This is a genomic window from Phenylobacterium sp. LH3H17 (assembly GCF_024298925.1).
Classification (GTDB): domain Bacteria; phylum Pseudomonadota; class Alphaproteobacteria; order Caulobacterales; family Caulobacteraceae; genus Phenylobacterium.
Genome location: NZ_CP101283.1, coordinates 2,230,096 through 2,252,606 on the forward strand (window position 1 = coordinate 2,230,096; position 22,511 = coordinate 2,252,606).

Sequence of the window (22,511 nt, forward strand, 5' to 3'; positions counted from 1 at the left end):
CAGGCGCCAGCGCGTTCCTTCAGTCGCCGCCCTTCCAGGTGAAGGCCACCGTCCTGAACGGCGCATCGCCCACCTGCAGCGCGCCGGTGATCACCGGCGGCGCGTCCTTGCCCCGCGCCTGGGACGTCTTCAGGGCGGCCAAGTCTATCCTGGCGTCCAGGCGAACTTCGCCCAGCTTGGCATCCGTCCCGACGAACCGCACGGCGTCATCGTTCAGGGCATAGGCGGTGGGCAGGACGCGCAGCTTGACCGAGTAGCTGGTGTTGCCGAGTGCGTTGGTCCGCGCGGGGCTGGTGAAGTCGTGGAATTCCAGCATTACCGGGCCGTAGGTCTTGGTCCGCCGTCCCGCCACCCAGTCGCCGAAGCCCACCGGCCCTCCGATATGCAGATGGTCGAGCTTGTAGTTCCCGGCCTTCACCTCGGCGGTCGGATAGTAGTAGCCGAACAGGTCCTGCTTCTGGTCATGCTTGAAGCCGGTGAAGGTCGGATCGGCCGGCACGGCCGGCGGCTCGACAGGCCCCGCGGCCTTTTCGTCGGTCTTGGTCGAAGGTCCGCCACAGCCGGACAGGCAAACGGCCGCAAGCGTGACGAGCACGATCGAGCGCATCTGATTCCCCCCATTTTCTGTGTCGAGGTCATCATGGGTGCGCGGGCCTGTCCACGGTCGCGCTATGCTGGCGCCATGCGGCCCGAGATTCTGTTCCCGCTCTACGCCCCCGTGACCTCGCTGAAAGGCGTGGGCGCGCGCGTGGCCCCATTGCTGGAGAAGCTGGCCGGGCCGGTGGTCCGCGACGTGCTCTACCTGCGGCCCCATTCGGTGATCCGCCGCACCCACGCCACCGCCAATACCGCCATCGAGGGTGCGGTGCAGATCTTCGAGGTGCAGATCGACGCCTACAAGCCACCGAGAGCGCCGCAGCAGCCTTGGCGCGTCGAAACCTATGACGGCGCCGGCGTCCTGACCCTGGTGTTCTTCGGGAGTTTCGGCGGCCAGCTCCAGGCCAAGCACCCACTGGGTTCGAAGCGGGTCGTCAGCGGCAAGGTGGAACGCTTCGGCCTCAATCTGCAGATCGCCCATCCGGACTACATCCTGCCGCTCGACAAGGCCGGCGAGATCCCGCTGTTCGAAGCGGTCTATCCGGCCACCGCCGGTCTTCCGCCCCGCACCGTGCGCAAGTTCGCCCTGGAAGCCCTGGAGCGGGCGCCCAACCTGCCGGAGTGGCAGGACGCCGCCTGGCTGGCCCGCGAGAAGTTCCCCTCGTGGCGCGAAGCGCTCGCCCTGGCGCATGCGCCCACCAGCGAGGCCGACCTGGGGCCGATGACCCCGCACGCCCGGCGGCTGGCCTATGACGAGTTGTTGGCCCACCAACTGGCCATGGCCCAGCGCAAGGCCGAGCGACGGGCCGAGCCTGCCGCCCCGATCGTGGCCTCGGACCTGGCGCAGAAGGTCCGCGCCGACCTGCCCTTCGCGCTGACCGGCGCGCAGGAACGCTCGCTCGCCGAGATCCGCGCCGACCTGGCCGCCGGCGAGCGGATGAGCCGGCTGATCCAGGGCGATGTCGGTTCCGGCAAGACCGTGGTGGCCATGCTGGCCATGGCCGACGTCGCCGCCGGCGGAGGGCAGAGCGCACTGATGGCCCCGACCGAAATCCTGGCGCGCCAGCACTTCGAGACCCTCTCCGGCCCGCTCTCGGATCACGGGATCACCGCGGTCCTGCTCACCGGCCGCGACAAGGGTCTGATGCGGGCCGACAAGCTGCGGGCCCTCGCCAGCGGCGCGGTCCAGGTGGCGGTCGGCACCCACGCCCTGTTCCAGGACGAGGTCACGTTTCAGGACTTGAAGTTGGCCGTGGTCGACGAGCAGCACCGGTTCGGCGTCGCCGAGCGCCAGCGTCTGCAGGCCAAGGGCAAGGCGGTCCATCTGCTGGCGATGTCCGCCACGCCGATCCCGCGCACCCTGGAGCTCACCGTCTATGGAGACCTCGACGTCTCGCGCATCGACGAGAAGCCGCCCGGCCGTACACCGGTAGCCACGCGCGCGGTCCCCATGGGCCGCGTCGAAGAAGTGGAGGCGCGCCTGCGCGACGCCATCTCCGGCGGCGCCCAGGCCTTCTGGATCTGCCCCATGGTTTCGGAGTCGGAACTGGTCGACCTCAAGGCCGCCGAGCAGCGCGCCAAGGAGCTTCGCCAGAAGATCGGGCCTGGTGTCGGCCTGGTGCACGGCAAGATGACCGGGCCTGAGAAGGACGCGGTCATGAGCGCCTTCGCCGACGGCGTGATCAGTCTGCTGGTGGCCACCACGGTGGTCGAGGTCGGGGTCAATGTGCCCAACGCCACCATCATGGTCATCGAACAGGCCGAGCGCTTCGGCCTGGCCCAGCTCCACCAGCTTCGCGGCCGGGTCGGACGGGGGCGGCGGGAGAGCTCCTGTGTCCTGCTCTATGACCCTCCGCTGTCGGAGACCGCCCAGAGGCGGCTGGATATCCTGCGCAAGACCGACGACGGCTTCGTTATCGCAGAGACGGACCTGGAGCTGCGGGGTGGCGGCGACGCGCTGGGCCTGCGCCAGTCGGGTTTCCCCGCCTATGTCTTCGCCGATCCCTTCGCTCACCGCGACCTGATCGCCGCGGCCGGCGATGATGCGCGGATGATCGTGGCGCGGGACCCCAACCTCACCTCAGAGCGGGGTAAGGCGTTGGCCATCCTGCAGGAGCTGTTCGACTGGCGGGCCGGATCACCGCTCAAGGACGCCGGCTAACTCACCTTCACCATCCGCTTTCCGCGGTTCTCGCCCGCCAACAGGCCCACCAGGGCGACAGGAGCGTTCTCAAGCCCCTGGATCACGTCCTCCAGCACCTTCAGCTTGCCGCTTTCCACCCAGGACCTGAGCTCGGCCAGGGCCTGGTCGCGCCTGTCGTCGAAGTCGGAGACGATGAAGCCGCGCAGTGTGAGGCGCTTGGTGACGATCAGCCCCGGCACGCCGCGCGGTCCGTGGGGCGGCGCGGTCCCGTCATACTGCGAAACGGCCCCGCAGCAGGCGATGCGACCGAAGTTCTTCATGTTGAACAGGCAGGCCTCGAAGATGTCGCCGCCCACATTGTCGAAATAGACGTCGATCCCGTCGGGACAGGCGGCCCGAATGGCGCGGCGCACATCGCCGGCCTTGTAGTCGACCGCCGCATCGAAGCCGAGCTCCTCGGTCAGCCAGGCGCACTTCTCGGCGCCGCCGGCTATCCCCACCACCTTGCAGCCCTTGATCTTGGCGATCTGGCCGACCAGGGAGCCCACAGAGCCGGCGGCCGCCGAAACCACGACGGTCTCGCCCGCTTGCGGCTTGCCGCATTCCAGCAGGCCGAAATAGGCGGTCAGGCCCGCCACGCCGTAGACGCTGATCAGGTGGGTGATCGGCTTGAGGTCCGGCAGCTTGTGCAGGCGATTGCCCGGCAGGACAGCGTAGTCCTGCCAGCCGGTGTCGGCGAAGACCATGTCGCCCGCGGCCAGGTTCGGGGACTTGCTCTCCACCACCTCGGCGACGGCGCCGCCGGCCATGACGTCGCCCGCCGCCAGGGCCGCGCGATAGGTCGCGCCCTGCATCCAGGCGCGATTGGCGGCGTCCAGCGAGATATAGCGGGTGCGCAGCAGAACCTCACCGTCGGCGGGCGTCGGCCGTTCGCCCTGCGTCAGCCGGAAGTGCTCGGGCATCAGCTTGCCTTGCGGGAGCTGGTCGAGAACGATCTGTCGGTTGGTCATGGCTCATCTCCCATCGCGCTCCGCGAAGTCACACGCGACGATGAGCCCCCCATGTGAGCCCGGTCAATCGATCCTGGGCTTGGGCAGCGCGTGATGGGCCAACAGGGCCTCGACCCGCCCGAGGGCGTCGGTCTCCAGGTCGGCGTAGAATAGGTTGTAGGCCGGCGCCTTGCGCTGGTCGGTCCAGGAGCCGGAGGGCCTCAGAGATGTCGACTTCGGCCGGGAAACGCGCAGCACGCCCGCCTGGCAGCGAGCCGAGACCTGTCGGCTGAGGAAGGCCGGCCGCGCGCCCCATTCCAGCCCGGTGGCGTTGGCCGCGCCCTGATTCAGTTTCGACGGAGCCTCGGCGGCGCTCACCGCGCCCAGCAGCGGATTGAAGCAGAGCGGCGCCCGGCCGTGGAGGTTCTCGAGCTGGCCGTCGGACCAGATCAGCGACCGATCGAGGATCATCTGGGCCTGTTCCGGCTCGTTCTCGAAGGCTTGGGCCCAGGCCGCCAGGCAGCCCGGCTGGCGCGGCGCGACACACGGCGGGATCGGCGGGGCGTCGGCGGGAACCACGGTGTCGATCAGATAGGCTCCGGCGAGCCTGGCCATCGCCTCAGGTCTGGTGGCGACCTCCTCGGCCAGCAGGCGCGAGGCCAGCGTCCCTCCTTGCTCCACGCCAACGACCACGAAGGGACGGCCCTGGTTGTAGGCGGTGAGGTACTGACGGAAGGCGGCGGCCACGTCGCCGTAGGCGAAGCGGCGCGCCTCCTTGGCGTCGTCACGCAGGGTCATCAGAGTGTAGAGGCTGGCCTGGCGGTAGCGCGGCGCGAAGATCCGGCCGACCCGGACGAAGGGACCGGCATAGTTGGGCGCCATCACCTGGCGGAACAGACGGTCGGCCTTGCCGTCATCGATAGGGGCGTTCCAGTGGTCGCCGCCGTCGAAGGTCGTGGGTCCCACGAAGAACACGTCGGCCGGCGGTCCCGAGGCGTCGGGCGCCCAGGGCTCGCCGGGCATCAAGGCCCAGGCGGCGCGCTTGCCGTAGTCGGGCGCCGGTGGCGGATCGTAGGTCTGGAAGGGCTCCTTGGGGTCGAGGCGGGTGCGCAGGATGTCGTCGCGCCAGATGAATGCGGCTGCGGCCAACAGCGCGACGAACAGCACGACGCCCGCGAAGATGAGCCGTTTGAAGCCCCTGGGACGAGCCGCCATGCGCCTTATCCCGCCTCTCGCCTACCGGTAGGGATCGGGCTGGGAGAGGTAGCGCGTCACGTACTCGCCGACGCCGTCCTCCAACGTCGTCATGGGCTGGTTGTAGCCGGCGGCCCGCAGGCGCTCCATCTTGGCCTGCGTGAAGTACTGGTACTTGTCGCGGATCGCCGGCGGCATGGGCGTATATTCGATCTGCGGCGTCCGGCCGGCGGCCGCGAACACCGCCTTGGCCATGTCCTCGAAGGTCCGTGCCTCGCCCGAGCCCAGGTTGTAGACTCCGTTGACCTGCTCGCTGTTCGCCAGCCAGGCCACCACGTCGGCGACGTCTCGGACATAGACGAAGTCCCGCGACTGGCCGCCGTCCGGCACGCCTTCGCGGTAGGACTTGAAGAGTTGCACCGCGTGGCCGTCGCGGACCTTGGGCCAGATCTGCGAGGCCACCGACTTCATCGAATTCTTATGCTCCTCGTTCGGCCCGTAGACGTTGAAGAACTTCAGGCCGACCCACTGCGGCGGGGCGTAGTCGCGGGCCGCCTGTCGCACGGCGAAGGTGTCGAACAACGCCTTCGACCAGCCATAGGTGTTCAGCGGCCGCAGGGCGCTCAGGGACTCGAAGTCGTCCTTGTCGTCGAACACCGAAGCGTCGCCGTAGGTCGCCGCGGACGAGGCGTAGATGAACCGCCGCTGGCGGTCGGCGCACCAGCGGAACAGGTCGCGACTGAGGGTGAAGTTGGAGTGGACGATCTTGTCGGCGTCCGGCTCGGTCGTGGAGGAGACCGCGCCCATGTGGATCACCAACTCCACATCTCGCCAGCGTTTCTCGAGCCACTCGAACATGTCCTCGGGCGCCACGAAGTCGCCGATGGGATGCTTGGCGATATTGCGCCATTTGCCGAGCTCGGCCTCGTGCAGCCAGTCGCAGACCACCACGTCCAGGCTGGGGTCCTCGGAAAGCTTGGCCACGATATTGGAGCCGATGAAGCCCGCGCCGCCGGTGACGAAGATGATTTTGCGGCTCATGCCTTCTCCTTCATCCGGCTGATCGCCTCGGTGGTCGAGTAGCCTTCGACGATCTCGGCCAACCGCACCTCCCCGCCATAGGACTTCACGAAGGCGCCGCCCACCACGTCGTCTTCCGAATAGTCCGCCCCCTTGATCAGCACGTCGGGCCGTGCGGCCTCGATCAGGGCCATGGGGGTATCCTCGTCGAAGGGGGCCACCAGGTCGACGCCGCCCAGGCCGGCCAGCACCATGGCGCGGCTTTCCAGCTCGTTCACCGGCCGACCTTCGCCCTTCAGCGCCCTGACAGATCTATCGGAATTGACCCCGACGATCAGCCGGTCGCACCAGGCCCGCGCCTGGCCCAGATAGGCCACGTGGCCACGGTGCAGGATGTCGAAGCAGCCATTGGTGAAGCCCACCTTCAGCCCCTTGGCGCGCCAGCGGGCGATCTCCTCCACCATGCGCTGCGGCGTGACGATCTTGGCCTCGGCCGGAGCCATGTGGGCGGTGAGCGAGGCCTCGATCAGCTCTTCGGGGGTGACGACCGCGGTACCCGCCTTCCCCACCGCCACGCCGGAGGCCAGCATGGCGAACTGGATCGCGTCCTCGATCGGCACCTTGGCGGCGATGGCGAGGCCGAGCGCGGCCAGGGTGGTGTCGCCGGCGCCCGAGGCGTCGAACACTTCCCGCGGAACGCCCGGAAAGTGCCGCACCGGCTCGCCCCGCACCGCCAGGGAGATGCCCTTGGCCGAACGCGTCACCAGGATCGCCTTGGCCTGGCAGAGGGATAGGGCGTGGGTCAGGGCCGCGGCGATCTCGTCATTGGTCGAGGTCGGCATGTCGGTGGCGTGGGCGAGTTCGGCGGCGTTCGGCTTGACGATATCCACCTCGCCATAGCGCGCGAAGCTGCGGGCCTTGGAATCCACCACAATCACGGCGCCGGACGCCTTGGCCGCGGCGATGACCGCGTCGGTGACCACGCCCTTGCCGTAGTCGGAGATCAACACCACGCCCACGTCCTTGGCCACGTCGCGGATCGTGCGCAGCAGCCGTTGCTCCACGTCGCCGGTCGCCGGCCCGCTGGTCTCCATATCGACGCGCAAGAGCTGTTGGCCCCCGGAGACGAAGCGGGTCTTGAGTGTTGTGGGACGGCCGGCGTCGGTGACGACGAAGCCCTCGACCCCCGGCTCGGCCTCGATCAGGCGCAGGGCTTCATGGCCCTCGGCGTCGCCGCCGATCAGGCCGATCAACCGCACGTCGCCGCCCAGGGCCGCGGCGTTGCGGGCCACGTTGCCGGCCGCGCCCAGCATGACCAGCTCGCGCTGTCGGGCCAGCACCGGAATCGGGGCCTCGGGCGAGACGCGGGTCACCTCGCCATAGACGAAGCGATCGACCATCAGGTCGCCGACGCAGGCGATGCGCGCGCCCCGCAGGGCGGCGAGGATTTGCTGTAGGGTCGAGAGGTCCATGACGCGAGCCTAGCCTGTTTGCCGCACAGCCGCATGGACGGCCTTCAGAGTGGCCAGCAGGTCGTGGGCTCCAGCCAGCGGCAGGCAGCTTGGGCCGTCGCAGAGCGCCTTGTCTGGGTCATGGTGGAACTCCAGGAACACGCCATTGGCGCCCGCGGCCACCGCCGCCTTGGCCAGGATCGGCACCCCCTCACGACGGCCGCCCGTGGACGCGCCGTTGGAGCGCGGATTGGCTCCGGGAAGCTGTACGGCATGGGTTGCGTCGATGGTCACCGGCGCGCCCAGGTTCTGCATCTCCTGGATGCCCAGCATGTCGACCACCAGGTTGTTGTAGCCGAAGGAGACCCCGCGCTCGCACAGGATGGTCATGTCGATCTCCACGGCCTCCTTGATCTTGTCGAGGATGTTGCGGCAGTCCCAAGGCGCCAGGAACTGGCCTTTCTTGACGTGGAGCAGGCCGCCGGCCGCCTTGGTGGCCTGGGCGGTAGCGATCACCAGGTCGGTCTGGCGGCAGAGGAAGGCCGGAATCTGCACCAGGTCGGCGACCGCCGCGACATGTTCGGCCTGGTCGATCTCGTGCAGGTCGGTGCAGATAGGCACGTCGAACTCGGCCTTGATGGTTCGCAGGACCTCCAGCCCCTTCTCGATCCCAGGGCCGCGATAGCTGTGGATCGACGAGCGGTTGGCCTTGTCGAAGCTGGCCTTGAACACATAAGGCAGGCCCAGGTCGGCTGCGACCGCCTTCAGGTGGCGCGCCGCGTCGCGCGCGAGCTCCAAGTCCTCGAGGACGTTCAGGCCCGCGATCACCACGAGGGGCTGATCGTCGCCGATGGCGATGCCCCAACGGTTCAGGTTCAGTACGGCCATAGGCACCCCGAAGCTTCTGTCGGTGGCCTAAGTGGCGCGCGCCCCGTCGCTTCACAAGCGCGAAAACGTCGCCACATGCATCCTGCTGCACCTACGCACCGTAGCTCCGCGTGGCGGGCCCGGACTCGCCTGTCAGAAAAAAGCGGTGTTATGCTTGTGTCGAAATCGAGGGTTGCGACCATGAGCTTGGCGCATCAACCGAGTTTGGCGGCGATCGCCGCTTCCCCGCGCGCCTTCGGACGCTTGCCGGAACTCGCGGGCGCGCCTGCCGCATTCCGCTTCGCCGCCCGCCTGATGGCCCGCGGCTGGCTGATCGGCGACCTGACCTTCGTCATGCCTTCCGGCCGCGAGCTGCGCCTGCAGGGCGCCGAGCCCGGGGTCGCCGCGCGCATCATTATCCGCGATTTCCGCTTCATGCGCCGGGTGTTGGCCGCCGGCGACATCGGCTTCGCCGAGGGCTACATGGCCGGAGAGTGGGAAACCCCCGACCTGGCGGCGGTGTTGACGGCCGTCAGCCTCAACTTCGACCGGCTGACCCAGGTCTTCACCGGCAACCCGGTCTTCCGGTTCGCCAACCTCCTTGGCCACGCGCTAAATTCCAACACCCGCAAGGGCTCGCGCAAGAACATCCACGCCCACTACGACCTGGGTAACGCCTTCTATTCCCGGTGGCTGGACCCCACCATGACCTACTCCTCGGCCCGCTACGAGCACGCGGGCCAGTCGCTCGAACAGGCCCAGACCCACAAATATCGCGAACTGGCCAGCGCGATGGACCTGCGGGCCGGTCACGAGGTCCTGGAGATCGGCTGCGGTTGGGGCGGGTTCGCCGAGTTCGCGGCCAGGGAGGTCGGCGCCAAGGTCACCGGGATCACCATCTCCACCGAACAGTACGACTTCGCCAGGCGTCGAATTTTCGAACAAGGCCTGAACGAAAGGGCGGAAATTCGCATGATCGACTATCGCGACGTGGAGGGGACCTACGACCGTGTGGCTTCCATCGAGATGTTCGAGGCGGTCGGCGAGCGCTATTGGCCAACCTATTTCGGCAAGATCCGCGACGTCTTGGCCCCGGGCGGCCGCGCCGGCCTGCAGATCATCACCATCCACGACGAGATCTTCGAGCACTACCGGCGACACGCCGACTTCATCCAGAAATACATCTTCCCGGGCGGGATGCTGCCGTCGGAGGAGCGGCTCAGGTCGCAGACCGATCGCGCGGGCCTGGCCTGGACCGGCGTCACCCGTTTCGGCCAGGACTATGCCGACACCCTGGCCGACTGGTGCGAACGCTTTGACAGAGCCTGGGGCGACATCTGCCGGCTGGGCTTCGACGAACGATTCCGCCGGCTCTGGCGGTTCTATCTGAGCTATTGCGAGGCCGGATTCCGCACCGGCCGGACCAATGTCGTGCAGCTCGGTCTGGTCAAAGCTTGAACGCCCCCTGTTCGGAGGCGCTCCCGGCACTTAAGTAGCGCTCCATGACTGTCGCACCCAGCGTCGTGGACGCCATCGGAAACACGCCCCTGATCCGTCTGCGCCGCGCGAGCGAGGCCACGGGCTGCGAGATCCTCGGCAAGGCCGAGTTCATGAACCCCGGCGCGTCGGTCAAGGACCGCGCGGCGCTCTACATCGTGCGCGACGCCGAGCGCCGCGGCCTGTTGCGCCCTGGCGGCCGCATCGTCGAGGGCACGGCCGGCAATACCGGGATCGGCCTGGCCATGGTCGGCGCGGCTCTGGGCTACCGGACCACAATCGTCATCCCCCGCACCCAGAGCCAGGAGAAGAAGGACGCCATTCGCCTGCTGGGCGCCGAGCTGGTGGAGGTGGACGCCGTCCCCTATTCCAATCCCGACAACTATGTCCGCTATTCGGGCCGCCTGGCCGAGGCGCTCGACGCCCAGGAACCCAACGGCGCGTTCTGGGCCAATCAGTTCGACAATGTCGCCAACCGCCAGGCCCATGTCGAGACCACGGGGCCGGAGATCTGGGCGCAGACGGACGGCAAGGTGGACGCTTTCATCTGCGCCGTCGGCTCGGGTGGCACCCTGGCCGGGGTCGCCGAGGCGCTGCGCGCGCGCAGGCCCGACGTCGCCATCGGACTGGCCGATCCGTACGGCGCGTCCCTCTACAGCTGGTACGCGGACGGCGTATTGAAGGCCGAGGGAAGCTCGATCAGCGAGGGCATCGGCCAGGGCCGGATCACCGCCAACCTTGAGGGTCTGACCATCGACCGCCCCTATCGCATCGACGACCACGAGATGCTGCACGTCATCTATGACCTGGCCGAGCATGAGGGTCTGGTGATGGGCGGCTCCACCGGCATCAATGTCGCCGGCGCCATCCGGATGGCCAAGGATCTCGGTCCGGGCCACACCATCGTGACCGTGCTCTGCGACCAGGGCTCCCGCTACCAGAGCAAGATCTTCAATCCCGCGTTCCTGGCGGAGCGCGGCCTTCCGATTCCGGGATGGCTGTGATGGATCCCCTCGTCTCCACGGAATGGCTGGCCCAGCGGCTGGGCGCTCCCGACCTGCGCGTCGTCGACGGCAGCTGGTTCATGCCGGCCGAGGCTCGCTCCGGCCGCGAGGAGTACCGGCAGGTCCACATCCCGGGCGCGGTGTTCTTCGATATCGACGCCATCGCCGACCGCACGACCGACCTGCCGCACATGCTGCCGACGCCGGAGGCCTTCGCCCACGCCGTGGGCGCGCTCGGTCTGTCGCGGGATGTCGACATCGTCGTCTATGACAGCCTCGGCATCCGCGCCGCCGCCCGCGTCTGGTGGAGCCTGCGGGCCATGGGCTTCACCCGTGTCTTCGTCCTGGACGGCGGTCTGAAGAAGTGGCTCTCCGAGGCCCGGCACGTGGAGACCGGCGAAGTCCATCCTCGCGCCGCCCAGGTCGCGCCGGCCTTCGACCCCGGCCTAGTCCGCTGTTCCGACGACGTGCGCGGCCTGCTGGACTCCCAGGACGCTCGTCTGGTGGACGCGCGCAGCGCCGCGCGCTTCGCGGGCGACGCGCCTGAACCCCGCGCGGGCCTGAAGTCGGGCCACATGCCGGGCGCCGCCAATGTACCTTTCGACCAGGTCATCGGTTCCGACGGGACCTTGCGCTCCGCCGATGAATTGACCGCCATCTTCCAGGCCGCCGGTGTCGATCTGGCCAAGCCTATCGTCACCACCTGCGGCTCCGGCGTCACCGCCTCGGTCCTGGCGCTGGCGCTGGCGCGGCTTGGACGAGATCGCACTGCTGTCTATGACGGCTCCTGGGCCGAATGGGGCGCCCTGGCGGACGCGCCGATCGTCACCGGTCCCTAGCGGACCTGGTTATCGGATAGGGGGCGCGTAAAGCAGTCCCGGCTGGGCGGCGTTCCACAGGGCGTTGTGGCCGCGCTCGAGCCGCAGGCCCGAGTCAGGCCCGACATTGCGCGCGAACACCTCGTCATAGGCTCCCACCTGGACGATGGCCTGATAGGCCCAGTCCTGCGGCAGCCCCAGCATGGGGCCGAAGGCGTCCTGCGCCCCCAACAGTCGGCGAACCCGAACGTCGGTCGAGGTCTTCAGAGCCTCGGGCGCGCTCTTGGAATCGATCCCGTATTCCTCGGCCAGGATCACGGCGTAGACCGTCCAGCGGACGATGTCGGTCCAGACCGGATCGTCCTGCCGCACGACGGGGCCCAGCGGCTCCTTCGAGATCACCGTCGGCAGGATCACATGCGCACCGGGGCTGTTCATCACCGAGCGCGCGGAGGCCAGCGCCGCCACGTCGGCGCTGAAGGCGTCGCACTTCTCGGCCTGGTAGGCAGTGCGGGCGTCGGCTTCGGACGACACCACGACCGGAGTGTATTTCAGCCCCCGCGCCCGGAAATAGTCGGCGAGATTGGCCTCGCTGGCCGTGCCGGACTGGACGCAGATGCGCGCGCCGGTCAACTCGTCGGCGCTGGAGAGCGAAAGCGCCTTGGGGACCATGAACCCCTGGCCGTCATAATAGGTGATGGCTGGGAAATCCAAGCCCAGACTGGTGTCGCGGGCGAAGGTCCAGGAGGTGTTGCGCGACAGGATGTCGATCTGGCCGCCCTGCAGGGCCGAGAACCTGTCCTGGGCCGTGACGGCCAAATAGCGCACCGCCTTGGCGTCGCCCAGGGTCGCGGCGGCCACCGCCCGGCAGGTGTCGACGTCGAAGCCGCGCCAGGTTCCCCGGTCGTCGCGGAAGGCGAAGCCCGAGAGGCCGGGATGGACCCCACAGTTGAGGTAGCCCCGCGTCTTGATCGCCGCCAGGGTCGGGCTGGGCTTGGCCTTGTAGGCAGGCGCGGGCCCGGGCGCCTTGGGGGCCGGCGCGGCGGGCGTGGGCGCCTTCTGGACGCCCTCACCGCAGCCGGCGAGGACAAACATAGACCCAACCGCCGCCGCGAGGCGCTTCCACATGCCGCGCTCCTTGATTGCCAAGCCCGCGGAGGCTCTAAGTGCGAGGCTGATTTTGGCTCCTGTTCGTTCCGACGCGTCAACCCGCATGGCTGAAGAAACCCGACTGATCCGCGCCGGCGCCACGCCCGCAAGGCTGGCCAAGACCGTGGGGCCGCCCATCCAGAAGGGCTCCACCGTCCTGCTGCCGAACGCGCGGGCTCTCTATGACGACGACGCCTTCGTCACCTATGGCCGCGCGGGGCTGGCGGCCCATGAGAGCCTGAAATCGGCCCTGGCCGAGATGGAAGGCGCCGCGGCGGTCGAGCTCTATCCCTCGGGGCTGGCGGCCTTCACCGGCGCCATGCTCGCGGTGCTGAAGGCCGGCGACGAGGTCCTGGTCACCGACAACATCTACAAGCCCAGCCGCCGGTTCTGCGACCAGGTGCTGGCGAGATATGGCGTCGGGGTCCGCTATTTCGATCCGCGGACCTCGCCAGAAGACCTGCTGGCCATGGCGACCGACGCCACCCGCCTCATCGCCCTGGAGTCGCCAGGCTCGCTCACCTTCGAGATGCAGGATGTGGCCGCCATCGCGCGCCTGGCCAAGGCCCGAGGGATCCTGACCCTGGCGGACAACACCTGGGGCGCGGGCTTCCTCTACAAGCCCCTGGCGCATGGCGTCGATATCAGCGTCCAGGCGCTCACCAAGTATGTCGGCGGCCATTCCGACGTCTTCATGGGATCGGCCGCGGTGGCGGACAAGAAGCTCGCCCACCAGCTCGAGGACGGGGTGCACAACATGGGCTGGGCGGTCTCACCGGAGGACGCCTACCAGATGCTGCGCGGCCTGCGGACCCTTCCCGTCCGCCTGGAACAGCAAGGTGGCGCGGCCCTCCGCATCGCCGCCTGGCTGGAGCAGCAGCCGGAAGTGGTCGAGGTCATCCACCCCGCCCTGCCCGGAGCGCGCGACCACGACCTCTGGAAGCGCGACTACAAGGGCGCCTGCGGTCTGTTCGCCTTCGTCCTGCAGCCCGCCCCCGAGGCGGCGGTCAACGCCTTCCTCGACGCCCTCAAGCTCTTCGGCCTGGGCTTCTCATGGGGCGGCTTCGAAAGCCTGGCCATCTCGTGCGATCCGCAGCTCGGTAAGCGCAAGTCGGCCCCGAAGTTCGCCGGCCCGCTCATGCGCTTGCATATCGGCCTGGAGCATCCCGACGACCTGATGGCGGACCTGCGCAATGGGTTCGCGGCCTTCAACGCCGCGCTCCAGTAGAACGTCAAAGTCCCCCTCAGTCGGCCCCTCGGCCGCCAGCTCCCCCAGAGGGGGAGCTCCTAAATCCTCCCCCAGCGCGCAGCGCGGTTTGGGGGAGGTGGCGCGTCGCCCTCTTCGGCGACGTGACGGAGGGGGTTGAAGCCCACTACGGCCGCGCCATTCGGCTCATGAACAGGGCCGCACGCTTGGTCTGACGGTCCAGGCTCTTCAGGTCGATGGTCTCTCCGGCCGCGTGCGATCCCTCGCCCGCCGCGCCGAACCCGATCAGCCCGGGCAACAGATCGCCCACAAAGCCGATGTCGCCGGCCCCGCGCTTCAGCGGGTCGAGCTCGGCCATCGGATCCAGTCCCAGGTCGCGATTCACCTCGTTGAGCCTGACCAGCAGCTTGCGGGAGCCCTCGGTGGGCGCCATGGCCGGATAGCCGCCCTCGCCGAATTCGATCTGCGCCTTCGCGCCCGCCAGGGGCTGGTCGACGATGGCCTTCATCTTGGCGCGGATGCTCTCGGTCTGCGCGTTGGAGAGCGTGCGCAGATCGCCCTTGGCCACGGCCTGGGCGGCGATGATGTTGTTCTTGCCGGTGGCCGCCGCGCCGGTCTCGGCGGCGTTGACCTCGGCGGTCGCGCCGGCCGCCATGAAGCCGACATTGAAGGTGGCGTTGACCTCGCGGGCTTCGCGCCGGAAGCCGTCGAGGATCCGGGCCAGTTCATAGCCCGCGCCGTATCCCGCCCCATCGCTGAAGACCCCCGAGGAGTGCCCGGACTTCGCGGTCACCTTGATCGTCCAGTCCGTGGACGAGCGCCGGGCGATCGACGCCATGTCCTTGCCGTCCTCGCGGGCAAGGGCCTCGAATTCCAGGGCCATGTCGCTCTTCTTCGCCGCTGCGACCAGGTCGGCCCGCGAGACCGAGATCGGCAGTCCCGCCCTTTCCTCGTCGCCGGTGAGCACGATGACGATGTCCGCGTCCTTCAGGGCGCCCGCCGCCTGCATGGCGCGCAGGGCTCCGATCATGATCACCAACCCGCCCTTCATGTCGTTGACGCCGGGGCCTTCGGCGATGTCGCCTCGGCGCACATAGGTCTGGAACGGGCTGTCGGGCTCGAACACCGTGTCGAAGTGGCCGATCAGCAGCATCCGCTTGCCCTTGCCCGACCCCTTGTGCGTGGCGACGATATGGCCGGCGCGGCCGACCTTCTCCATCGGGACCCAATTCACGTCGAAGCCGACGCCTTTCAACTCGTCCTGCAGGATCGCGCCGACCTTGGTGACGCCCGCCAGGTTCAGCGTGCCGCTGTTGATGTTGACCAGTGTTTCCAGCAGGGCCAGGGACCGCGCCTCCTGGGCGGCCGAGGCGGCGACCAGCTTCCTCTCCTGGGCGGTCAGGCCCGCCGCGGTGGCCGGCGCGGCGGCGAAAAGCATCAGAGCGGCCAGCGCGGCGGCCGTCGATTTACGGTTGGTCACGGGAATCCCCCAGGAACTGCGTCTGCGGCGACCTTCCCTGCGCGGAGCGTGGAACTCAAGCGCCATGGCTGGAACCGACGCCGCAGCCCGCGGATTGGCAAGGCGACAGAGAGGATGCGCCATGACCCGCCTGACAGCTAGACTGTTGGTCCAGGCCGACCACCTCCCGGGAACTCAAACGCCATGACCGCGACCGCCGAAAACGCCACCGACCAGGTCTTGGTGGAGCTGGCCATCGCCGCGCCGGCCGAGGCTGTATGGGCGGCCCTGCGTGACCCCGTCCAGATCAATCGATGGTTCGGCTGGGACGCCGCCAGCCTGGAGGAGGAGATCAAGTACATCTTCCTGGACCACGCCCAGGGCGACCCCGCCGCGATGATCCTGCGCTTCGAGGGCGTGCCCGACAGCTTCGAGGTCGAGGCGCGCGGCGATCGCTGCCTCGTCCGTCTGATCCGGGCCGGAGCGGCGGGCGACGACAGCGACTGGGATGGCGCCAACGAGGACATGACCGAGGGCTGGCTGGCGTTCCTGACTCAGCTTCGCTTCTACGTCGAGCGCCATCACGGCCAGGACCGGCGGACCCTCTACCTGTCGGGCATGCCGACCGAAGGGCTCAACACCACCCTGCCCCGCGCGCGGCTGGGCCTCGACGCCCTGGCGCACGTCGAACCGGGAGAGCCCTACACCCTCGCCCTCGGCACGGGCGAGACCGTCTCGGGCAACGTCTGGGCCCGGTCGCGTCGCCAGCTGGCCCTGACCGTGGAGGCCTACGGCGACGGCCTGCTGTTGGTCACCGACCGCTCGGCCGAGACCCAGCCCCCGATCGGCGGCGGCTCGGTGATCGTCACCACCTACGGCCTGCGCGAGGCGGAGTTTGCCGCCGTCCGCGATCGATGGACGGCCTGGTGGGCCGACCACTTCCCCAACAAGATGACCGCCGCCTGCTGATGGTCCTCAGGACCAGGCGCGGATGAAATGGCCACGCTCGCCCCAGAAGACGTACCAGCGACCGGCCGTCTGGACGATATCGAGCTGATCCTCGAATGGGACGGGCTCTTCCTTGGTTCGTTTGCCGGTCAGGCCAAGGCGTTGCAGCAGGCCTCGCTTAGGCGGTGGTGGTGGCGGCTGCGGCGGTGGCGGGCCGCGGGCCGCCGCCGCACTGGCCGCCGCAAGAAGCTCCTGGCCATAGACGATCGCCGCTTCAGGAAACACATCGCCCCACGCCTTGCCTATTAGCGCACGGTCCATGACATCGCCGCACGCCTCCAGGAAGGAGCCGCGAAAACTAGTCCTGTCGACACCATCATAGAGGTCGCCATGGGTATATTTCGGCACGCCGTCGCACATGGCCAGCGGAACGACGTGATAGCCGTCGAACTCCCTCAGGACCTCGGCCCTGGCCTCCGGGGTCTCCGCCCCTCGGGCGTCGAAGATCCAGGCGTTCGCCGCTTCGTCGCGGCCAACCCGAGGCGCGCCGACACGTTCATAGGCTGGGATGGTAATTTCCTGGAACCGTTCGGCCTCGGCGTCCGAAACCGTCTCGCCCTCTATGGTCCGCTGCAGGAATGCACGCCATTCCGCCTCATGACCGGGCTTTGCGCTTCCCTCGGGAATTAGGTCGAGCCCCATGGCGCCACTCCTCTCTTAACCGAGACGAAGCTTAGTCGAGGCGCGCGCTACCGCATAGGTTGTTTTTAGCAAGCCCTGGCGCGCCCAGCAGGACTCGAACCTGCAACCGTCCGCTTAGAAGGCGGATGCTCTATCCGGTTGAGCTATGGGCGCCCGGTCAGTGGGTCCAGGGCTGTTTGCGGCCGAAGGCGAAGTTGTCGGCGTAGGCCTTGATGATCTTCCTGGCCGGCTTGGGATCGGAGACCTGGAACGCGATGCCGTGCGCCGCGGCATAGGCCACGGCCTCGTCCTTGGTGTCGAAGGACAGGCGCACCTGGCCGTCCATGTCGCCGGTCACCGTCCAGCCCATCAGCGGGTCGGCGCGTCTGGCCGAGGCCGGCTCGAATTCCAGCAGCCAGTCCTTGGTGTTGCCCTTGCCGGACTGCATGGCGTTCTTGGCCGGCCGGTAGATGCGCGCGAGCATGCGGATCGTCTCTCTCAAATCCAGAAGCGCGATAGCCGAAAGTGGACGCCGGTTTCGGCGATCATCGCGCTTCCACTTTTATCACGAGAGCCTTTCTCATTGAGAAAGGCTCGGGGCCGGCGTGGTCGGGGCGAGAGGATTCGAACCTCCGACCCTCTGCTCCCAAAGCAGATGCGCTACCAGGCTGCGCTACACCCCGAAGAGCGCCGGCAAGGGGTGCGATATAAGGCTTTGGCCTTTCCCGCAATTGAACAAAGCCGCGCGGGGCGGGCTCAATCGCGCCGATGCATCAACTTGAAGACACCGCTGGCCCGTATCACGTCGTGACCGCGCACATAGGCGCGGCCCTCCACGAAGGCGACATCCTTGGTGGCGCGGGTGCATCTGGCCTCGCCCATGATCCAGTCGCCGACCCGAGCCATGTGCAGGAAGTTGACGTTGAGCTGGATGGTCACGCCGGTCTGGCGCGTGGCGCGGAAGGTCGCCGCGCCCAGCAGGCCGTCGATGAAGGCCGTCAGCATGCCGCCATGCACCAGGCCCAGGCCATTGGCGTGCCTGGGCAGGGCGAAGAACGCCTGCTCTGTCATCTCCCCCATCACCTCGCGGTGGAAATAGGGGCCGTTGTGATTGGAGAACGGGCCGCGGTTGGACGAGCGGATGAAGCCCTCGGGCGGATCAGGGATGACCTCAGCCACCTTGGAAGATCCGGTGGACGACCTTGTCGCCGGGCAGCAGGCCGATCTCGGCGGCGCGGCCTCCGGCCAACTCCAGCACCCCCAGGATCGGCCCCCCCGAAGGGATCGGCGCCTCAGACAACGGGGTGGTGTTGCGGGCGATGGAGAGCACCGTGCCGTCGGCCCGGATGTAGATGATGTCCAGGGGGATCAGGGTGTTCTTCATCCAGAAGGCAACCTCGCGCGGGGAGTGGAAGTCGAACAGCATGCCGCGGTCCGGCGCCATGACCTTGCGATACATCAGGCCGCGATTGCGCTCTGGCTCGTCGTCGGCGATTTCCACGAAGAAGCGGGTGCGGCCCTGAGGGGTCACCACCTCCAGGGTTTCGAGGCCAGCCGGGACCGGGGCGTCGGCGCGCGGTATCACGGCCGGCGCGGCCGCCGGAGCCCGGGCGGCCTGCTTGGCGGCGGGCGCGGGCTCTGCGGCGCAGGCGTAGGCGCTAAAGGCCAGCGCGGCCGCCAGCGCGGCGCGCAGGCCGTAGATCATGCGGGACACTGAAAAGCTCCGTGAGGTCTAGGCCAGACCTAAAGACTCGATCTCGGCCACGACAAGCCCTTTCGGACCTTCCGCGAAGCGAACCATCACGTCGTCGCCCGGCTGCAGGTCCTCGATGCCCGAGCGCCGCAGGGTCTCGATATGCACGAAGATGTCGCCGGTCTCGCCGTCGCGGACCACAAAGCCGTAGCCCTTGGCGCGGTTGAACCATTTCACCTTGGCCCGCTCCAGCGGCCCGCGGGCGGTGATGACGGGCGAACGACGCGGGGTGCGGGCCTGATAGGCGCCCTGGTTCCCGCCGCCGCGGTCGAAGCCGCCGCCACGGTCATAGGCGTCGCGCCGGAAGCCGCCGTGGTCATCGTGGCGTCTACGGTCGGTCGGGGTCGGCGCCGAACTCTCGTCGACCTCCACAACCTCGGCCACCTGCCAACCCTTCGGGCGGCGGATCACGTCACAGACAATGACGGCGCCTTCCAAGGCGCTCTCACGCCCGGAATTCCGCAAGCTGGTCACGTGAAGCAAGACGTCCTTAAGTCCCGTCTGACTAGGATCGTCAGGGACGATGAACCCGTAACCCTTGCCGGCGTCGAACCACTTCACGCGCCCGCTGATCCGCACGGATTCTTCGTGCGAATCTACTCCCTCGAATTCGTAACCAGACATTTGCCCCTCTGGCCCGGTCTCCCCCGATCCCTTCGGACTAAGGCCAACTATAACACTGTTCTGGTAACTATTGTGCCGTCAATGGGAGTTTTTCGCCCGACGCACGCATCAGGCGTATTTCGCGCGCTCTGGTGGCGGCGGGGCGATGTCGCGTGGCAGTCCCTAGGGGAGTCGAACCCCTCTCTCCAGGTTGAAAACCTGGCGTCCTAACCGATAGACGAAGGGACCGCGTGCGCGAGAGCGGCGTCTATATCGGCGATTCAGGGCCTATGCAAGTCGCCCGATCAGCCAACCAGGCGTCGGGGATCGGCGACGTCCTCGATCTCCAGTTCGACGCTCTCCCGACCCTGCCAATCGTCCGGCTTCAGGCGTCCGGCGACATGCACCGCGCCACCCTCGCTCATCAGGCGCCTGCCGATCTCGGTGTCCTCGGCGCGCCAGGCCACGGCCTTGAGCCGACCGCCCGAGCCGTCGGTCAGGGTGACCCGCACATGGCCGCCGCGCAGGGCCATGGGCCGCTCGATCCGCACATCCGCGGCGGCGAACATCGGCTCGGGATTGCCTGGCCCGAACGGGGCCAGGGCTTGGAAAGCCTGCCAGAGCCCGCGGTCGGCTCCCCCCGTGGTCACCAGGGCGTCGATGTCCAGTCCGTCCTCGGCGGTGGCCGCTTGCGTCTCCAGGGCCAGGCGCTCGTTCAGGAAGGCGCGCAGGTCGGGAATGGTGTCGGGGCGCACCGAGAGGCCCGCGGCCATGGCGTGGCCGCCCCCGGCCAGCAGCAGGCCCTCGTCGAACGCCGCCTGGACCGCCCGCCCGAGATTGACCCCGGCCTGGGAGCGGCCTGAGCCCTTGCCGATATTGGCCGCCCGGTCGACGCCGATCACCAGGGCGGGCTTTCGATAGCGCTCACGCAGGCGGCTGGCGACGATGCCGATGACCCCGGGATGCCAGCCGTCGGCGGCCACGAAGGTCAGGGCTGCGTCGTCCTGGTTGCTCTCGCGGTCGACGATCCGGATAGCTTCCTCGAAGATCTCGCGCTCCACCTCCTTGCGCGAGGCGTTCAGGGCGTCGAGCTCAGCGGCGAGTTCGGCGGCCTCCGCCGGATCGTCGGTGGAAAGCAGGCGCGCCCCGAGGTCAGAACGGCCGATCCGGCCGCCGGCGTTGATCCTTGGACCCAGGATGAAGCCCGCATGGAAGACACCGGCCGGCCCCGAGCCCTTGGCCACCTCCAGCAACGCCTTGAGGCCCGGATTCTTCCAGGCGGACATGACCTTCAGGCCCTGGGTGGTCAGCGCCCGGTTGAAGCCCGTGAGCTGGGTGACGTCGCAGATCGCGCCCAGGGCCGCCAGGTCCAGCCACTGGCGCAGATCCGGTTCGGGGGTGGTCTCGAACAGGCCGCGCTTTCGAGCCTCGCGGTTAAGCGCCGCCAGCAGGACGAAGGCGACGCCGGCGGCGGCCAGCACCCCCTGCCCCGACGTGCAGCCCGGCCGGTTCGGATTGACCAGGGCGGCGACCTTGGGGATCTCGTCGCGCATGAGGTGATGGTCGATCACCACCACTTCGAGGCCGATTTGCTCGGCATGGGCCAGGGCTTCATAGGCGGCGGCCCCGCAGTCGACCGTGACCACCAGCTCGGCGCCACTGTCGCGAATGCGCTTGAAGGCCGCCGGCGAGGGGCCGTAGCCCTCGGTCATCCGGTCGGGGACATAGATGGGCAGTTCCTTGCCCAGGGTGCGGAACCAGCGGACCAGCTGCGCGGCGCTGGAGGCGCCGTCCACGTCGTAGTCGGCGAAGATGGTCATCGGGCGATCGGAGACCAGGGCGTCGACCAGGATTTCCGCGGCCCGGTCCATGTCCAGGAAGCTGGACGGGTCGGGAAACAACGCCTTCAGCGTCGGATTGAGGTAGTTCGCGCCGTCATCGGCTCCGATGCCGCGGGAGGCCAGGGCGCGGGCCAGAGGTTCGGAGAGCCCGAGGCCCATCTGGTGGCGCCGAACGGTCTCGCCATCCGCCGGACGCTCGCGCCACAGCCGTCCGGTGAGGGAGCGGGTGACCCCGAGATAGCCCATGGGCGTGGTTCCGTCGGCCATCGGATAAGTCTAGCCGGAGTCGGGGCCGCGTCGAAGGCTCGCGCGCGGCCCCACGTCCGAATTAGACGGGGCGCTTCATCCGCACTTCGCGCACCGTCTGGGTCGCGGAGTTCATGACGATGGTGTGGGTGTGGACGAATCCGTCCTCGTACTGCACCCCGTCGAGCAGCGCGCCGTTGGTGACCCCGGTCGCCGCGAAGATGGCGTCGGCTCGGACCATCTCGTGCAGGTCGTACTTGCGGTCGAAGTCGGTGATGCCCACCCGCTTGGCGCGGGCCTTCTCGTCGGCGTTGCGGAACACCAGCCGGCCCTGGAACTGGCCGCCGACACACTTGAGCGCCGCGCAGGCCAGCACGCCCTCGGGCGCCCCGCCCTGCCCAACATAGAGGTCGACGCCGGTCGAGGGGTCGGCGGTGTTCATCACCCCGGCCACGTCGCCGTCGGTGATCAGATAGACCCGTGCGCCGACCGAACGGACGCTGGCGATGATGTCGGCATGGCGCGGACGGTCCAGGACGCAGACGGTGATCTCGGAGGCGTCTACGCCCTTGGCCTCGGCCATCGACTGGACGTTCTCCGCCGGGCTTTTGTCGAGGTCGATGACGCCCTTCGGATAGCCCGGCCCACAGGCGATCTTGTCCATATAGGTGTCGGGGGCGTTGAGAAGCGTGCCCTTCGGCGCCCAGGCCATGACCGCCAGCGCATTGGCCATGGCCTTGGCGGTGAGCGTCGTGCCTTCCAGCGGATCGAGTGCGATGTCGATCTTGGGGCCTTTGCCACGGCCGACCTTCTCGCCGATGTAGAGCATCGGCGCCTCGTCGCGCTCGCCCTCGCCGATGACGATCTCGCCGTCGATATCGAGGTCGTTGAGCGCGGTGCGCATTGCGTCGACGGCGGCCTGGTCGGCGGCCTTCTCGTCACCGCGCCCCACCAGTTTCCAGGCGGCGATGGCGGCGATCTCGGTGACCCGGACCGCGTCCAGAACCAGGCCGCGATCCAGAACTTCGGAACTCATTGCGTCTC

General features: G+C 68.3%; 21 protein-coding genes and 3 tRNA genes. 6 read left to right on the forward strand and 18 right to left on the reverse strand.

Features of this window, described 5'->3' with window-relative positions; genetic code table 11:
• Positions 1–19: 19 nt before the first annotated feature.
• A complete protein-coding gene (locus tag M9M90_RS11025; RefSeq protein WP_254833292.1) occupies positions 20–607 on the reverse strand; it encodes a hypothetical protein in 588 nt (195 codons plus the stop codon).
• A 75-nt stretch (positions 608–682) separates the two neighbouring features.
• Between M9M90_RS11025 and recG the strand changes: the two genes are divergently transcribed.
• Positions 683–2,758 (forward strand): ATP-dependent DNA helicase RecG, encoded by a 2,076-nt coding sequence (gene recG / locus M9M90_RS11030; protein WP_254833293.1) that lies wholly within the window; start codon positions 683–685, stop codon positions 2,756–2,758.
• Here recG and M9M90_RS11035 read toward each other — a convergent pair.
• The 5 genes from M9M90_RS11035 to kdsA form a co-directional block, all read right to left on the reverse strand.
• Complete coding sequence (locus M9M90_RS11035; RefSeq protein WP_254833294.1) at positions 2,755–3,750, reverse strand: NADP-dependent oxidoreductase; 996 nt, start codon at positions 3,748–3,750, stop codon at positions 2,755–2,757. The two genes, recG and M9M90_RS11035, sit on opposite strands and share 4 nt — an antisense overlap.
• A gap of 63 nt (positions 3,751–3,813) precedes the next feature.
• Positions 3,814–4,944, reverse strand: a complete 1,131-nt coding sequence (locus tag M9M90_RS11040) for a DUF3089 domain-containing protein (RefSeq protein ID WP_254833295.1) — start codon at positions 4,942–4,944, stop codon at positions 3,814–3,816.
• 21 nt (positions 4,945–4,965) lie between these two features.
• Positions 4,966–5,964, reverse strand: a complete 999-nt coding sequence (gene rfaD / locus M9M90_RS11045; RefSeq protein WP_254833296.1) for an ADP-glyceromanno-heptose 6-epimerase — start codon at positions 5,962–5,964, stop codon at positions 4,966–4,968.
• Positions 5,961–7,415, reverse strand: coding sequence for a D-glycero-beta-D-manno-heptose 1-phosphate adenylyltransferase (gene rfaE2 / locus M9M90_RS11050; protein WP_254833297.1), 1,455 nt, complete (start codon positions 7,413–7,415; stop codon positions 5,961–5,963). The genes rfaD and rfaE2 overlap by 4 nt, the downstream gene beginning before the upstream one ends.
• A gap of 9 nt (positions 7,416–7,424) precedes the next feature.
• A complete protein-coding gene (gene kdsA / locus M9M90_RS11055; protein WP_254833298.1) occupies positions 7,425–8,282 on the reverse strand; it encodes a 3-deoxy-8-phosphooctulonate synthase in 858 nt (285 codons plus the stop codon).
• A 180-nt stretch (positions 8,283–8,462) separates the two neighbouring features.
• On the opposite strand from kdsA, the gene M9M90_RS11060 reads away from it, so the two are divergent.
• From M9M90_RS11060 to sseA, 3 genes are read left to right on the forward strand one after another with little or no spacing between them, the layout of a single operon-like run.
• The gene (locus M9M90_RS11060; RefSeq protein WP_254833299.1) at positions 8,463–9,719 is read left to right on the forward strand and encodes a cyclopropane-fatty-acyl-phospholipid synthase family protein; all 1,257 of its coding nucleotides are present in this window, start codon (positions 8,463–8,465) and stop codon (positions 9,717–9,719) included.
• Between the two features lie 44 nt (positions 9,720–9,763).
• Positions 9,764–10,762 (forward strand): cysteine synthase A, encoded by a 999-nt coding sequence (locus M9M90_RS11065; RefSeq protein ID WP_254833300.1) that lies wholly within the window; start codon positions 9,764–9,766, stop codon positions 10,760–10,762.
• The gene (gene sseA, locus M9M90_RS11070) at positions 10,762–11,601 is read left to right on the forward strand and encodes a 3-mercaptopyruvate sulfurtransferase (RefSeq protein ID WP_371876842.1); all 840 of its coding nucleotides are present in this window, start codon (positions 10,762–10,764) and stop codon (positions 11,599–11,601) included. The genes M9M90_RS11065 and sseA overlap by 1 nt, the downstream gene beginning before the upstream one ends.
• A gap of 9 nt (positions 11,602–11,610) precedes the next feature.
• Here sseA and M9M90_RS11075 read toward each other — a convergent pair whose 3' ends face one another.
• Positions 11,611–12,708, reverse strand: a complete 1,098-nt coding sequence (locus M9M90_RS11075; protein WP_254833302.1) for an amino acid ABC transporter substrate-binding protein — start codon at positions 12,706–12,708, stop codon at positions 11,611–11,613.
• A gap of 85 nt (positions 12,709–12,793) precedes the next feature.
• Here M9M90_RS11075 and metC point away from each other — a divergent pair, with 85 nt between their 5' ends.
• Positions 12,794–13,957, forward strand: a complete 1,164-nt coding sequence (gene metC / locus M9M90_RS11080; protein WP_254833303.1) for a cystathionine beta-lyase — start codon at positions 12,794–12,796, stop codon at positions 13,955–13,957.
• Positions 13,958–14,102: 145 nt separating this feature from the next.
• Here metC and M9M90_RS11085 read toward each other — a convergent pair whose 3' ends face one another.
• On the reverse strand, positions 14,103–15,416 hold the full coding sequence (locus M9M90_RS11085; RefSeq protein WP_254833304.1) for a M20/M25/M40 family metallo-hydrolase: 1,314 nt from the start codon (positions 15,414–15,416) through the stop codon (positions 14,103–14,105).
• A gap of 183 nt (positions 15,417–15,599) precedes the next feature.
• On the opposite strand from M9M90_RS11085, the gene M9M90_RS11090 reads away from it, so the two are divergent.
• Entirely contained in the window at positions 15,600–16,364 is a 765-nt protein-coding gene (locus tag M9M90_RS11090; protein ID WP_254833305.1) for a hypothetical protein, read from the forward strand.
• Positions 16,365–16,370: 6 nt separating this feature from the next.
• On the opposite strand, the gene M9M90_RS11095 is transcribed toward M9M90_RS11090, so the two are convergent.
• The 10 genes from M9M90_RS11095 to glpX all read right to left on the reverse strand — a co-directional run bounded on the left by M9M90_RS11095 (position 16,371) and on the right by glpX (position 22,503).
• Positions 16,371–17,045, reverse strand: coding sequence for a hypothetical protein (locus M9M90_RS11095; protein WP_254833306.1), 675 nt, complete (start codon positions 17,043–17,045; stop codon positions 16,371–16,373).
• Positions 17,046–17,121: 76 nt separating this feature from the next.
• Positions 17,122–17,198, reverse strand: a tRNA-Arg gene (locus M9M90_RS11100).
• A gap of 4 nt (positions 17,199–17,202) precedes the next feature.
• The gene (locus M9M90_RS11105; protein WP_254833307.1) at positions 17,203–17,508 is read right to left on the reverse strand and encodes an ETC complex I subunit; all 306 of its coding nucleotides are present in this window, start codon (positions 17,506–17,508) and stop codon (positions 17,203–17,205) included.
• Between the two features lie 122 nt (positions 17,509–17,630).
• A tRNA-Pro gene (locus M9M90_RS11110) sits at positions 17,631–17,707 on the reverse strand.
• Between the two features lie 73 nt (positions 17,708–17,780).
• Positions 17,781–18,203: a PaaI family thioesterase gene (locus M9M90_RS11115; protein ID WP_254833308.1), complete on the reverse strand. Its 423-nt coding sequence runs from the start codon at positions 18,201–18,203 to the stop codon at positions 17,781–17,783.
• The gene (locus M9M90_RS11120; RefSeq protein WP_254837108.1) at positions 18,196–18,729 is read right to left on the reverse strand and encodes a DUF192 domain-containing protein; all 534 of its coding nucleotides are present in this window, start codon (positions 18,727–18,729) and stop codon (positions 18,196–18,198) included. The genes M9M90_RS11115 and M9M90_RS11120 overlap by 8 nt, the downstream gene beginning before the upstream one ends.
• A 27-nt stretch (positions 18,730–18,756) precedes the next feature.
• Positions 18,757–19,401 carry a cold-shock protein gene (locus M9M90_RS11125; RefSeq protein ID WP_254833309.1) on the reverse strand — a complete coding sequence of 215 codons (645 nt, stop codon included), beginning with the start codon at positions 19,399–19,401 and terminating at the stop codon, positions 18,757–18,759.
• A 153-nt stretch (positions 19,402–19,554) separates the two neighbouring features.
• A tRNA-Glu gene (locus tag M9M90_RS11130) sits at positions 19,555–19,629 on the reverse strand.
• 56 nt (positions 19,630–19,685) lie between these two features.
• Positions 19,686–21,488, reverse strand: coding sequence for a single-stranded-DNA-specific exonuclease RecJ (gene recJ / locus M9M90_RS11135; protein WP_254833310.1), 1,803 nt, complete (start codon positions 21,486–21,488; stop codon positions 19,686–19,688).
• Positions 21,489–21,549: 61 nt separating this feature from the next.
• On the reverse strand, positions 21,550–22,503 hold the full coding sequence (gene glpX, locus M9M90_RS11140) for a class II fructose-bisphosphatase (RefSeq protein WP_254833311.1): 954 nt from the start codon (positions 22,501–22,503) through the stop codon (positions 21,550–21,552).
• Positions 22,504–22,511 lie beyond the last annotated feature (8 nt).